We start from the raw sequence: 13,608 nt of genomic DNA, 5'->3' as shown, positions 1-13,608 counted from the left end.
AGTACAACAATAATGTCGTCCCCACACTCACTACGACTGGATGCACACCAGCACTTCTGGCGCTATGACGCCGCGGCCTATCCGTGGATAGGTCGCGACATGAGCGGTTTGCGCCAGGACTTTACCCCCGATGATCTGCGGCCCTTGCTCGATGCTGGCGGATTCGACGGTTGCATCGCCGTGCAGGCCCGCGCCTGTGCCAGTGAAACCGATCAACTGTTGCAACTGGCGCAGCGCTACCCGTGGATTCGCGCCGTGGTGGGCTGGGTCGACCTGTGTGCCCGCGACCTTGAGCAATCGCTTGAACGCTGGGCGCAAGCGCCGGTTTTGCGTGGCTTTCGTCATCAGTTGCAGGACGAACCCTCGCTCGCCCAGTTTATCCAAAATCCGGGGTTCAGCCGTGGCTTGCATACCTTGCAACGCCAGGGACTGGTCTACGAAGTGCTGGTCAAGGCCCGGGATCTGCGCACGTTTACCGAACTGTGCCAGCAGCATGACCAGCACCATCTGGTACTCGACCACCTGGGCAAACCCGATATCCAGGCCGGGGACTTGAAAACCTGGGCCAGCCAACTGGCACCGTTGGCGGCCCTGCCCCACGTCAGCTGCAAGTTGTCAGGGCTGATCACCGAAGCCCATTGGCAGGACTGGTCCAGCGCACAACTGACGCCCTATTTGCACATGGCACTGGAACTGTTTGGCCCCGAGCGCCTGATGTTCGGTTCCGACTGGCCGGTGTGCCTGTTGGCCAGCGACTACGAGGCCACTCACACCCTGGTCGCCAGCGTGTCAGAGCACGCGGCCATCTGGGGTGGTACGGCGTGCCGCGTCTACAACATAGAGGGAGTGACGCAATGAATCTGCATCTGCAAGACAAGGTGTTTATCGTGACCGGCGGCGGCTCGGGGATCGGCGCAGCCATCACCCTGGGGCTGGCTGACGAAGGTGCGATCCCGGTGATTTTCGGCCACAGCCCGCTGTCCGATGAGCTGGCCCGGCAATTGGATCAGCGCGGGGCGCAGAGCCTGTTTGTGCAGGTCGAACTGCGCGACGAAGACGCCTGCCGCGCGGCAGTCGCCAGCGTGCTGCAACGCTTCGGCCGCATCGACGGGCTGGTCAATAACGCCGGGGTCAACGATGGCGTTGGCCTTGAAGCCGGGCGCTCGGCCTTTGTCGAGTCACTGGAAAAAAACCTCATCCATTATTATCTCATGACCCATCTGTGCGTCGATGCGCTCAAGGCCAGCCGCGGTGCCATCGTCAATATCAGCTCCAAGACGGCCCTCACCGGGCAAGGCGGGACCAGCGGCTACACCGCCGCCAAGGGCGCGCAACTGTCGTTGACCCGCGAATGGGCCACTTCATTGCTGGCTGACGGGATCCGGGTCAATGCGGTGATCCCGGCCGAAGTCATGACCCCCTTGTACGAGCGCTGGATCGACACCTTCGCCGACCCGCAAGCCAAGCTGGCGAGCATTGTTGAAAAAATTCCCCTGGGCCGGCGCATGACCACGGCCGCAGAAATCGCCGACAGCGTGCTGTTTTTGCTCTCCCCGCGCGCCTCCCACACCACCGGGCAATGGCTGGTGGTGGACGGTGGCTACACCCACCTGGACCGGGCGCTGACATGAACCGCCAATGCCTGGCGCTGGACCTTAAGGACGACCCGGCGCTGATTGCCGAGTATGAGCGCTTGCACCAGAACATCTGGCCGCAGATCAGCGCCCATTTGCGCGGGTATGGCGTGCTCGACATGCAGATATGGCGCCTGGGCACGCGGCTGTTCATGGTCATGGACACAGCCCCCGAGTTCAGTGCCGAAGCTTTTGCCCTGGCTGGCGCCAGCGACCCCAAGGTGCAGGAATGGGAAGCGCTGATGTGGCGTTTTCAGCAGCCTACACCCTGGACAAAGCCCGGTGAAAAATGGGCGCCAATGGCACAGATTTTTAGCCTGAAAGATTCTCCCTGACCCTGTGGGAGCGAGCCTGCTCGCGATGGCATCACCGCGGTGGTCAGGCAAACCGAGCCGCCTGCATCGCGAGCAGGCTCGCTCCCACAGGGTGTAGATCCACGCAAACCACAACGCCGAACTCACAACAATAAAAAGGAGATGCGTCATGTCACTCAAGCACCCGAACGTCGCAGCGCCGTCCTTTACCCGGGCGGTCACGTCCTATCGCCGGGCACTGATCCTGGTCACCTGCCTGTTCTTTCTCTGGGGCCTGTCCTATGGCTTGCTCGATGTGCTCAACAAGCACTTCCAGGAAACCCTGCACGTCAGCAAGGCGCAGTCGGGCCTGCTGCAAAGCGCCTACTTTGGCGCGTATTTTCTGATAGCCCTGCCCGCCGGTTTGCTGATGGACAGGTACGGCTACAAGGCCGGCATCCTGCTGGGCCTGTGCCTCTACGCCACTGGCGCCCTGCTGTTTATGCCCGCCGCTGCGGCGCAGAGTTTTCAGTTTTTCCTGTTCGCGCTGTTTGTGATTGCCTGCGGCCTGGGCTGCCTGGAAACCGCCGCCAACCCCTACGCCACGGTGCTGGGTGAACCCGCCGGTGCCGAGCGCCGCCTGAACCTGGCGCAGTCGTTCAACGGCCTGGGGCAGTTTTTCGGCCCCTTGATTGGCGGCGCACTGTTCTTCAGCGGTGCCAACAGCACCGACACCACACAATCGCTGCAAATGACCTATCTGGTGATTGCCGCACTGGTGTTGCTGGTGGCCATCCTTATCGCCCGCACTGCGCTGCCCGACCTGCGCGAGCAGGAAGTGCAAGTTGCGCAGCACGACCACAAAGGCCTGTGGCAACACCGCGAATTCGTCACGGGGGTTATCACCCAGTTCTTTTATGTGGGAGCACAAGTTGGCGTGGGGGCGTTTTTTATCAACTACGTCACCGAGCACTGGGCGCAGATGAGCAGCCAGCAAGCCGCGTATCTGCTTTCGGTGGCCATGCTCAGCTTTATGTTCGGACGCTTTTTCAGCACCTGGCTGATGGGCAGGGTCAATGCCCAGCGCCTGCTGCTGATCTATGCGCTGATCAACGTGGCGCTGTGTGCGGTGGTGGTGCTGGGGTTTGAAGGTGTATCGGTGGTCGCGCTGGTGGCGACGTTCTTCTTTATGTCGATCATGTTCCCCACCCTGTTTGCCATGGGCGTGAAAAACCTCGGCCCACATACCAAGCGCGGCAGCTCGTTCATGATCATGGCCATTGTTGGCGGCGCGCTGCTGCCCTATGTGATGGGTCTGGTGGCCGACCACTCCTCCACGGCCGTGGCCTATCTGTTGCCAATGGGCTGTTTTGTAATCGTCGCTGCCTATGCCCGTGCTGCCCTGAAAAAAATCTGATTGCTGTACTCCACAAAAACAATAACGGAGCACCCCATGACCAACCCCGCACTGCAACAGGCGCTGAGCAAGATCCGCTGGCGCATCCTGCCCTTTGTCGCCCTGATGTTCGCCATGGCGATCATCGATCGTTCCAATATCGGCTTTGCCAAACACGCCCTGCAGGCGGACACCGGCCTGAGCAACGCGGCATTTGCCCTGGGTGCGGGGATTTTCTTTATCGGCTATGCCGTGTTCGAAGTACCGAGCAACCTGATGCTGCACAAGATCGGCGCACGCATCTGGCTGAGCCGGATCATGGTGACCTGGGGCCTGGTCTCAGCGGCGATGATGTTTGCCCACGACGAAACCAGCTTCTATATCCTGCGGTTTCTGCTGGGCGTAGCCGAAGCCGGGCTATCGCCGGGGGTGGTGTTGTACCTGACCTACTGGTTCCCGCAGAACCAGCGTGGCTCGGCCTATGGCATTTACTATTTTGGCGTGCCGGTGTCGTTGATGGTGGGCGGCCCGGTATCGGGCTGGTTGCTGGAAAGCGCGCAGTTCGGCCTTACCGGCTGGCAATGGATGTTTGTCACCGAAGGCCTGGCGGCCTCGATCATCGGCGTATTCGCGTTCTTCTACCTGACCGACAAACCCCGGGATGCCAAGTGGCTGAACACCGAAGAAAAGGCCGCGATCGAACACGAGCTGGAAAAAGAGCAACTGCAAAAAGCCAACAAAGGCCCGTCGTCGTGGCGTGCAGCAATGTTCAACCCGGTGGTGCTGTACTTCACCCTGATCTACTTCACCATTCAGGTCAGCGTGTATGGCGTGCTGTTCTACCTGCCAACGCGGATCGCCGAGTTGCTGGGTACCGGCATTGGCCTTAAGGTCGGCGCCCTGACCTCCATTCCGTGGATTGCCACCGTATGCATGCTGTACCTGGTGACACGCCATGCTGACCGCAAGGGCCAACAAACCCGCTATGCCGCATTGATGCTGGCAATGGCCGCAGTGGGCATGATCGGCTCGACCTTGAGTGGCAACCTGGTGCTGGTGATTATGGCGTTCTGCGTGGCTGCCGCCGGTTTTATCACCGTGCAACCGTTGTTCTGGACACTGCCTACCCGCTTTCTGGGTGGTGCAGCGGCGGCCAGCGGGATTGCCGTGATCGGTGCCCTGGGCAACCTGGGCGGTTTTCTTGCACCCACGGTCAAAACCTGGGCCGAGGGCTACTTCAACAACCCGCACGCGGGCATGTACTTTCTGGCCGGCACGGCGCTGCTGGGCGCATTGATGCTGATTCGCTCAGCGAGGGCGAGCGGCAATCCGGGCAAACTCCCGGCCCCGGCAGCCACACCACACTGAGGGGCACTGCGGGTATTAACACGGGTCACATGTGAGCTACATTGGGTAACAAACAACAGCCCGTAAACTCACAAAGGGTGACCCGTGAATACCAATCAAAAACTGCGCACCTTCGACCTGATCCGTGAAGCGGTACTGCCCGAGTACCGCGACCGCGTAAACGAATACCTGAGCCTCTACGAAGAGACGCTGCACAGCGCAAACACTCCGACTGCCGACATCCAGGCCAGTGCCCAACAGCTGCGCGGCTACCTGCGCGGCCTCAACACCACCCGGGTGCTGGGCATGGCTGACTGGGAAGAACTGGACCGGCGCATTACCGAGTCGTGGTTGTAACGGTAAACACCTATCCCCCTGTGGGATCAAACCCAGATTGCGTACCACAAGGGGTAGTCCCCCACCCGCTGGACCAGCCCGGCGCGCAGCGGGTTGGCAATCACATAACGGGCCATCTGCTTGATATCTTCATCACGCCGCAAGGCATGGTCGTGGTAGCCCTGCTGCCAACGGCAGCCTGTTTGCCCAGTGGACTGGTTGATTGCGCGGGTGCTCAACGATTTTGTGCGACACATCAACTCATCCAGCGAGCCTTTATCAAGGCTGATCAGCCAATGAAAGTGATCCGGCATCACCACCCATGCCAGCGAAGTGGCCAGCCCCTGCTCTTGTGCCCGCTTGAACTGTTCGACCACCCGTCGGCCTACACGCCAGTTCAGGAAAATCGGTTGGCGTTCAAGCGTATTGGCGGTCAGAAGATAAATGCGATTTTGCTCGCTGTAACGACCACGGCGCAGGCGGTGGGAGGCAGAAAAAGAAGGCATGGCCTGACTCTATGAGTTGATGAATTTCAAAGGCTAGTCAGTAGCGGGCCAGCCACAACGGGCATCGTTTGACGGGATATGTCGTGGGACTTTTTTGTGATCACCGCAAACCTGTGGGAGTTGGATTGCCTGCGATGCAAACAACGCGGTCTGGCTGGAGCACTCCGGGGATGCCATCGCGAGCAAGCCCGCTCCCACAGAGGTACGCGGCTGACCCCGGATTTTGTGAGCACCGCAAAACCTGTGGGAGCTGGCTTGCCTGCGATGCACACAACGCGGTTTGGCTGGCGCACCCCGGGGATGCCATCGCGAGCAAGCCCGCTCCCACAGAGGTACGCGGCTGACCCCGGATTTTGTGAGCACCGCAAAACCTGTGGGAGCTGGCTTGCCTGCGATGCACACAACGCGGTCTGGCTGGCGCACCCCGGGGATGCCATCGCGAGCAAGCCCGCCCCCATAAGGGCTCAGTCAGGCGGGAGCAAGGGTGGCCAAGGGCGCTTCCGGTGCCTGCGGCTCCTTGAGCAACGCAAAGTAGGCAAAGGCCGAACACGCCGCCACCACCGCACTGATCACAAATGCCGAGGAAAACGAACCGCTCTGCTGCACGCTGAATCCAGTCAGGATCGGCGCTATGGAACCTGCCAGGTAACCGCCAAAGTTCTGGATCGAGCCAAACGAAGCCACACGCTCCGACGGCACAATGGTGTTGACGATCATCCACGCCGTGGCACTGGAGATGTTGATAAAGAACATGGTCAGGCACAGCAGGATCACGCACGCCACCACGTTGGTGGTAAAGGCCACAATCAGGGTAAACAGCGCCCCGCCCAGCAGCCCCAGAATCACCATCAGCTTGCGGCTGGCCAATACCCGCATGCCTCGCGCCACCAGTCGATCACAGCATTTACCGGCCACAATGGTGCCCAACGCGCCAAACAAATAAGCCAGCGATACCACCCAGGCCGTGCGATACAGATCCAGACCGTGCTCACGCTCAAAATAACCGGGCAACCAGGTGAGATTGAGCCAGATCATGTAAATCACACCTATAAACCCGAGGAACGCCCCCCAGGTGTTGCGATCCCTGAACAACGAGGTCCAGCGCACTTTCGCCGCCTTGACCTGTTGCACCGGCACCGGTTCCGCACGACCTGTCTCGGCCATGTATTGCGCCTTCCTCTTGTAGAACTTGAACCAGCACAGTGCCAATACCAGTCCCATGACGCCGGTAAGGATAAACATCCCGCGCCAGCCCAGATGCACCATGAAAACAGTCAACAACGGCGGGGCCAGGCACGGGCCGATACAGGTCGAAGACCACACCCAGCCGGTCGCCGTGCCGCGCTCCTGGGTATCGAACCACTCCGACAATGCCTTGGCCGCCGAAGGAAACACCGGCGCCTCACCTATCCCCAGCAACACCCGCAAGCCGACCAGATGGCCATAGCTGCTGAACAGGCCGAAGGCCGCCTGCGCAACCGACCACACCACCAGCGATCCACCCAGTGCCAGCTTGCTGCCCAACTTGTCGATCAAGGCACCAAGAGGCAGTTGTGAAAAGGCGTAGGCAATGGAGAACGCCGAGAGCATCACCCCCATTTGCATCGGGCTGATGGCCAGGTCTTTCTGGATGGTGGTGTTGGCGATGGATAAGGCGCTGCGGTCAAGGTAGTTGACCACGCCAATCAGGAACAGGAAGAAGATCGTCAGCGTCTTGTAGCTTTTTATTGTTCTCATACGCGCCTCTCATGAGCGGTTGCGCCCCTACCCGACAGGTGGGGCGACGCTCACTTTAGAGGGCGGTTTGGCCTGTGCCCAATTACATCATTCCATCAGTTAATAACCGCGCGTTATCAAGGTGTCTGGCGAGCACCGCGCAGGGCATCGGGACCACTTAACAAGGCGTCGATAAAGGCTTTTGCCGACCACTGCGGGACATCGTTGCGCCGGGTAATCACCCCGTAGTCAGCCAGCACCAGCGGAAACGGCAAGGCCAGGCGGGTCAGGCGCCCGGCCTGGATTTCCGGTTCGACCATCGACTCGGCCAGCATCGCCACCGACGGCGTGGTTTGCAGCAGTTGCATGGTGGTCTGCAAGGACACGGTTTCGACGGTGTTTTCCGGGGTCTGCATGCCTGCTTCGACGAAGGCTTTTTCCACCCGCGCGCGCATCGGCGTGCCCGTCGGGTAAATCACCCACGGCCAACTGCCCAAATCCGCCAGTGGCACTTCACTGGCCCCGGCCAGCGGGTGCTGGCTGCCCGTAACCAGGCACAATGGCTCCGGCGCCAGCGCCTGGAATTCAAACAACTCACGATGACGATCGAGGGTAAAACGGGCCACCACCAGGTCCAGTTCCTTGTGTTCGAGCAAGGTCAGCATATTGGCACTGGTGCCCTCAAGCACTTGCACGGTGAGCAACGGCCAGTCCTGCTTGACCCGCACAATGGCAGCAGGCACGGCCAGGGCTGTGGCCGCATAAATGGTGCCGACCTTGATCAGGCCATGCCCACCCTTGCGCAGATGGTTGATCTGGCTGACAAACTGACCGGTGTCGTTCAACGCGATCTGGGCAAAACGGGCCACATGGCTGCCCAGATCGGTAAGGGTCATGCTGCGCGGCAAACGGGCAAATACTTCGAAGCCAAGCTGGTGCTCGATTTCGCGCAACATCTTGCTCACAGCTGGCTGGCTGATGCTCATTTCCTGCGCAGTCGCATGCATGTTTTGCGTGCGCGCCAGGGTGTCGATCAGCACCAAATGGCGAAACCGCAGCCAGTTGCACAACTGGTTAAATCCGACATCCGCCATCCGATAACCCCCGGTTATTAAGACCTGAGAATATCTCATTGGCGATTATCGCAAAGCAATATTAGTGTGCAGCTGTTGGGCCAAATAATAACAACGGACTTTCGTCATGAACCTAGCCAACAAACGTGTGCTGATAACTGCTGCGGCGCAAGGCATAGGCCGCGCTTCGGTACTGGCCTTTCGCGATGCGGGCGCGCAGGTCATCGCCACCGACCTGCATGTCGAAGCCCTGCAAGATATCCCCGGTATTCAAGTCCTGCCCCTGGACGTGACCCAAGCTTGCGCCATCGATGCCATCTGCCAGCAACTGGGCGCTATCGACGTGCTGTTCAACTGCGCCGGCTATGTGCACAGCGGTGCCCTGCTGGAGTGCGACGAGCAGGCCTGGCAATTTTCTTTCGACCTCAATGTCACCGCCATGTACCGCATGATCCGCGGCTTCCTCCCCGGCATGCTGGAAAACGGCGGCGGCTCGATCATCAACATGGCTTCGGTGGCCTCCAGCGTCAAAGGCGTGCCCAACCGCTTTGCCTACACCGCCAGCAAGGCTGCGGTGATCGGCCTGAGCAAATCGGTCGCCGCCGACTACGTGCGCCAGGGCATTCGCTGCAACGCCATTTGCCCCGGCACGGTGGACTCCCCTTCGCTACGCCAGCGCATCGCCGAACAGGCCCTTGAGCAAGGGCGCTCCGAAGCTGAGGTCTATCAGGCCTTTGTTGACCGCCAGCCCATGGGCCGCATCGGCAGCGCTGAAGAAATCGCACAACTGGCGCTGTACCTGGCCAGCGATGCCAGCAGCTATACCACCGGCACCGTCCAGGTGATCGATGGCGGGATGAGTAATTAAGCATTTTGTGGGAAACCCTGTGGGAGCGAGCCTGCTCGCGATGCAGGCACCTCGGTGTTTAAGTGGCACCGCATTGATGCATTCGCGAGCAGGCTCGCTCCCACACTAGATTTATTTCCATGCACCAAAGGAGCTTTTATGAAACTGCTGCGCTACGGCGATAAAGGTCAGGAAAAACCCGGCCTGCTCGATGCCCAAGGCAATATCCGCGATTTGTCGGCGCATATCGCCGACGTTGCAGGCGCTGCGCTGTCAGCCGCAAGCCTGGAAACACTGAGCAAAATCGACCCCGCCAGTTTGCCCCTCGTCAGCGGTACGCCACGTATCGGCGCCTGCGTCGGCCAGGTCGGCAAGTTTATCTGCATCGGCCTGAACTACGCCGACCACGCTGCCGAGTCGGGCCTGGCGGTGCCGTCGGAACCGGTGGTATTCAGCAAATGGACCAGCGCCATCTGCGGTCCCAACGACAACGTGGAAATCCCCCGCGACTCGACCAAAACCGACTGGGAAGTCGAGCTGGGCGTGGTGATCGGCAAGGGTGGACGCAATATCGATGAACATAACGCCCTGGAGCACGTGGCCGGATACTGCGTGATCAACGATGTGTCGGAGCGCGAATGGCAGATCGAACGTGGCGGCACCTGGGACAAGGGCAAGGGCTTTGACACCTTTGGCCCCCTCGGACCATGGCTGGTGACCCGCGATGAGATCAGCGACCCGCACCAGCTCGACCTTTGGCTTGAAGTCGACGGACAGCGCTACCAGAACGGCAACACCCGCACCATGGTCTTTCAGATCCCGGCCCTGATTGCTTACCTGAGCCGCTGCATGTCGCTGCAACCGGGCGACGTGATTTCCACCGGCACACCGCCGGGTGTGGGCCTGGGGATCAAACCAACCCCGGTGTACCTGCGCGCAGGCCAGGTCATGCACCTGGGCATCAGCGGCCTTGGCGAACAGCGCCAGCTCACCGTACAGGCCGACTGACTTCACGCTCACACAACTATAAGAAAGGGTTTTACACATGCGCATTCTGATTACTGGCGGCACCGGCTTTATCGGCAAACAACTGGCCCAGCGCCTGCTCGACATGAACAGCCTGACCTTTGAAGGCCAGGCGCCTCGCACCATTGAGCGCATCGTGTTGTTCGACGCCTTTGCCGGCGAAGATGTGCCGAGCGACCCGCGTATCGAACTGGTGACCGGCGATATAGCCGACCCCGATGTCATCGCCCGCGTCACCGATGGCGTGGATCTGGTATGGCATCTGGCAGCCGTGGTCAGCTCGGCGGCCGAAGCGGATTTCGACCTGGGCATGCAGGTCAACCTGCACGGCCTGATGCTGCTGCTCGAAACCCTGCGCAAGCAAGGCAACGCGCCGCGCTTCGTCTACGCCAGCGGTTTTGCAGTATTCGGCGGCGCCCTGCCGCCAGTAGTCGATGACAACACCGTGCTTACCCCGCAATCGTCCTACGGCATGCAAAAAGCCGTAGGCGAATTGCTGGTCGCCGACTATGCGCGCAAAGGCTTTGTCGACGGCCGGGTGCTGCGCCTGCCAACCGTGGCTGTACGCCCCGGCAAGCCGAACAAGGCGGCCTCGACCTTCTTCAGTTCGATCATCCGCGAGCCACTGGTGGGCCTGCCTGCCGTATGCCCGGTACGCCCGGATACCCAGGTTTACCTCACCTCGCCGCGGCGCATTATTGAGTCGATGCTGCTGGGCATGACCCTGTCACCAGAAACCCTGGGCAACCAGCGCATTATCCCGCTGCCGGGCGTGACCACCACCGTGGCCGACATGGTCGCGGCGCTGCAACGGGTGGCCGGTGATGACGTGGCCAAACTGATTCGCTGGGAGCCCGACGCGACTATCCAGCGTATCGTCGAAAGCTGGCCGAGCAAGGTAGAAGCCCCCCGCGCCCGTGCCCTGGGCTTTACCGCCGACGCGGACTTCGATGCCATCGTGCGCGCACATATCGAGGATACGGCCGAGAAATAACCCACCACCCCCTTGTGGGAGCGGGCTTGCTCGCGATCAAGGCGACGCGGTGCAACTGAAGCCCCGCAGCGATCCCATCGCGAGCAAGCCCGCTCCCACAAAAAGCCCTGTCTCACCCAAATGCTGCAACGCTCACGCTACTCACAACAATAAAAACTGAGGTCGTGCCACATGACTACTCCACTCACCGATGTCTCGGACATCGAACAACAGACAATCAAGCGCGTGACCAGGCGCATGATTCCTTTTCTTGTACTGCTGTTTGTGGTCGCCTTTCTGGACCGCAACAACGTCGGTTTCGCCGCACTGCGCATGAACGAAGATATCGGCATCAGCCAGACCATTTATGGCCTGGGCGCAGGTATTTTCTTCCTCGGCTATTTCATGTTCGAAGTGCCGAGCAACATTTTGCTGCACCGCTACGGCGCCCGTGTATGGATCGCGCGGATCATGGTGACCTGGGGCATCATCGCCGGCGCCATGGGCTTCCTGCAGACACCCATCCACTTCATTTCCCTGCGCGTGCTGCTGGGTATTGCCGAAGCCGGGTTCTTCCCTGGCGTGATCTATCTGCTGTCGCTGTGGTTCCCGAGCCGCTATCGCGCACGCATGATCGCCTCGTTTTATCTGGGCGTACCCATCGCGCAAATCATCGGCGCACCGCTGTCGGTGGGCCTGATGGAGATGGGCGATGCCTGGGGCTTTGTCGGCTGGCGCCTGATGTACATCGTCGAAGCCGTACCGGCGGTGATCCTCGGTGTGGTGTGCTACTTCTACCTCACCGACCACCCGGCCGATGCCCACTGGCTGACCGACAAACAGCGCACCTGGCTGATCAACACCCTGGCCCAGGAAGAGCGCAACAAACCGCTGGTGGTGGGAGTACAACCGTCCAAGGGCCAGATGATCCGCAAGGCCCTGTGCAACCGCCAGGTATGGCTGCTGGCACTGGTGTATTTCGGCATCACCTCGGGCTCCAACGCGATGAACTTCTTCATGCCAACGGTTCTGGCATCGTTCCGCGGTACCTTCGGCCTGGAAATCGGCCTGATGCAGAACGGCCTGATCACCGCCATTCCCTATGCCGTTGCTGCTGTGGCGATGATCTGGTGGAGCCGGCGCTCTGACCGCCTGCAAGAACGTCACTGGCATGCCGGCGGGGCCGCCATGCTCGCGGCAGTGTCGATTGCCGTGGCGCTGTGGCTCAACCAGCCGTGGATCATCGTTATCGGTTTTATCTTGCTGGCGATGGGCGTGTACAGCGCGATCAACGTGTTCTGGGCAGTCCCCGGGCAAGTGTTGACCGGTGTCGGCGCAGCCGTGGGTATTGGCCTGATCAACTCCATCGGTAACCTCAGCGGTTTTATCGGCCCTTACCTGACCGGCTACCTGTTCACCGTGACCGGCAGCTACACCCCGGGGTTTCTGGTGATCGCCGCACTGGTTGGCCTGGGTGGCCTGGGCATGGTGCTGATGCCGCGCAATAAAGAATCGCAAATTGGCGCCGCACTGGCCCCTGCCACTGGAGGAAAAGCATGAACCTGCCAAGCGTAGCCTTTATCGGTACCGGGATCATGGGCCTGCCCATGGCCCGCAACCTGCTGCACGCCGGCTTCCCGGTGCGGGCCTGGAACCGCTCCCCGGGCAAGTTGCAGGCGCTGGCAACACTGGGGGCGGCGGTTGCGCCGACCCCGGCAGGCGCGGCAGACGGTGCTCAGGTGCTGATCTGCATGCTCAGCGATGGCCCAACCTGTGACGAGGTGCTGTTTGGTGAAAACGGTGCCGCCCTGGCACTGGCACCGGGGGCACTGGTGATCGTGATGAGTTCGATCCCGGTCGACACCGCCGTTGAACAGGCGCGGTTGTGTGCCGAACGCCGCCTGCGCTACCTCGACGCCCCGGTGTCGGGGGGCGAGCGCGGGGCGCGAGAAGCCAGCCTGGCAATCATGGTTGGCGGCGAAACGGCCGCCTTTGAGCAGGGCCGCGAAGTACTGGCCGCCATGGGCCGCCCGGTGCACGTCGGCCCGGCGGGCACCGGCGAGTTGTCCAAGCTGGTCAACCAGTTGATCGTCGCCAGCACCATCGCCACCGTCGCCGAAGGCCTGCTGCTGGCCGAGCGCGGTGGCGCCGACCCGGCGAAAGTCCACGAGGCGCTGATGGGCGGTTTTGTCGACTCGCCGATCTGGCGCCAGCACGGCCAACGCATGCTGAACAACGATTTCACTCCCGGTGGCCCGGCCAAATGGCAGCTCAAGGACACCCGCACCGCCCTCGCCCAGGCGCAGAAGCTGGGCCTGGACCTGCCGGTCGGCCGCCTGGTGGACAGCCTGTTTGCCGCCATGGTCGAGGCCGGTGACGGCGAACTCGACCACGCCGGACTGATCCGCCAGTTGCGCCGCAACAACCCATTGCCTGAATAAAATAATCAGCCGGAGCCTGC

14 protein-coding genes are annotated in these 13,608 nt (G+C 61.0%); 11 read left to right on the top strand and 3 right to left on the bottom strand.

The genetic code is table 11. The features are described 5' to 3' along the window. The first annotated feature begins 12 nt into the window (after window positions 1-12). From HBN79_RS20210 to HBN79_RS20185, 6 genes are all read left to right on the top strand, one after another. A complete protein-coding gene (locus HBN79_RS20210) occupies window positions 13-858 on the top strand; it encodes an amidohydrolase family protein (protein WP_153400054.1) in 846 nt (281 codons plus the stop codon). Beyond that, window positions 855-1,631 carry an SDR family oxidoreductase gene (locus tag HBN79_RS20205; protein WP_095001839.1) on the top strand — a complete coding sequence of 259 codons (777 nt, stop codon included), beginning with the start codon at window positions 855-857 and terminating at the stop codon, window positions 1,629-1,631. The genes HBN79_RS20210 and HBN79_RS20205 overlap by 4 nt, the downstream gene beginning before the upstream one ends. Continuing rightward, window positions 1,628-1,969, top strand: coding sequence for an L-rhamnose mutarotase (locus HBN79_RS20200; RefSeq protein ID WP_153400052.1), 342 nt, complete (start codon window positions 1,628-1,630; stop codon window positions 1,967-1,969). The genes HBN79_RS20205 and HBN79_RS20200 overlap by 4 nt, the downstream gene beginning before the upstream one ends. Before the next feature lie 148 nt (window positions 1,970-2,117). Next, window positions 2,118-3,344: an L-fucose:H+ symporter permease gene (gene fucP / locus HBN79_RS20195; protein WP_095001841.1), complete on the top strand. Its 1,227-nt coding sequence runs from the start codon at window positions 2,118-2,120 to the stop codon at window positions 3,342-3,344. A 36-nt stretch (window positions 3,345-3,380) separates the two neighbouring features. After that, complete coding sequence (locus tag HBN79_RS20190; protein WP_095001842.1) at window positions 3,381-4,691, top strand: MFS transporter; 1,311 nt, start codon at window positions 3,381-3,383, stop codon at window positions 4,689-4,691. 84 nt (window positions 4,692-4,775) lie between these two features. Next, on the top strand, window positions 4,776-5,027 hold the full coding sequence (locus tag HBN79_RS20185; protein ID WP_095001843.1) for a hypothetical protein: 252 nt from the start codon (window positions 4,776-4,778) through the stop codon (window positions 5,025-5,027). Window positions 5,028-5,053: 26 nt separating this feature from the next. On the opposite strand, the gene HBN79_RS20180 is transcribed toward HBN79_RS20185, so the two are convergent. From HBN79_RS20180 to HBN79_RS20170, 3 genes are all read right to left on the bottom strand, one after another. Beyond that, window positions 5,054-5,512 carry a transposase gene (locus HBN79_RS20180; RefSeq protein WP_169917103.1) on the bottom strand — a complete coding sequence of 153 codons (459 nt, stop codon included), beginning with the start codon at window positions 5,510-5,512 and terminating at the stop codon, window positions 5,054-5,056. A 468-nt stretch (window positions 5,513-5,980) separates the two neighbouring features. Further along, window positions 5,981-7,249 (bottom strand): MFS transporter, encoded by a 1,269-nt coding sequence (locus tag HBN79_RS20175; RefSeq protein WP_169917102.1) that lies wholly within the window; start codon window positions 7,247-7,249, stop codon window positions 5,981-5,983. A 116-nt stretch (window positions 7,250-7,365) separates the two neighbouring features. Beyond that, window positions 7,366-8,322: a LysR family transcriptional regulator gene (locus HBN79_RS20170; RefSeq protein WP_169917101.1), complete on the bottom strand. Its 957-nt coding sequence runs from the start codon at window positions 8,320-8,322 to the stop codon at window positions 7,366-7,368. Window positions 8,323-8,428: 106 nt separating this feature from the next. On the opposite strand from HBN79_RS20170, the gene HBN79_RS20165 reads away from it, so the two are divergent. The 5 genes from HBN79_RS20165 (at window position 8,429) to HBN79_RS20145 (ending at window position 13,588) form a co-directional block, all read left to right on the top strand. Beyond that, complete coding sequence (locus HBN79_RS20165) at window positions 8,429-9,169, top strand: SDR family oxidoreductase (RefSeq protein WP_138738492.1); 741 nt, start codon at window positions 8,429-8,431, stop codon at window positions 9,167-9,169. Window positions 9,170-9,307: 138 nt separating this feature from the next. Next, complete coding sequence (locus HBN79_RS20160) at window positions 9,308-10,156, top strand: ureidoglycolate lyase (protein ID WP_153400583.1); 849 nt, start codon at window positions 9,308-9,310, stop codon at window positions 10,154-10,156. 37 nt (window positions 10,157-10,193) lie between these two features. Then, window positions 10,194-11,168, top strand: a complete 975-nt coding sequence (gene denD / locus HBN79_RS20155) for a D-erythronate dehydrogenase (protein ID WP_169917100.1) — start codon at window positions 10,194-10,196, stop codon at window positions 11,166-11,168. 171 nt (window positions 11,169-11,339) lie between these two features. Beyond that, window positions 11,340-12,707 carry an MFS transporter gene (locus HBN79_RS20150; RefSeq protein WP_130872050.1) on the top strand — a complete coding sequence of 456 codons (1,368 nt, stop codon included), beginning with the start codon at window positions 11,340-11,342 and terminating at the stop codon, window positions 12,705-12,707. Next, window positions 12,704-13,588 carry an NAD(P)-dependent oxidoreductase gene (locus HBN79_RS20145; RefSeq protein WP_169917099.1) on the top strand — a complete coding sequence of 295 codons (885 nt, stop codon included), beginning with the start codon at window positions 12,704-12,706 and terminating at the stop codon, window positions 13,586-13,588. Before HBN79_RS20150 ends, HBN79_RS20145 begins: the two co-directional genes overlap by 4 nt. Window positions 13,589-13,608 lie beyond the last annotated feature (20 nt).

Origin of the sequence: Pseudomonas sp. WS 5051, from assembly GCF_012985715.1 — a bacterium.
In the GTDB taxonomy this organism is placed as follows: Bacteria; Pseudomonadota; Gammaproteobacteria; order Pseudomonadales; family Pseudomonadaceae; genus Aquipseudomonas; species Aquipseudomonas bubulae.
Note: the sequence above shows the minus strand (reverse complement) of the source record. Positions and strands in the feature narration are given on the sequence as shown.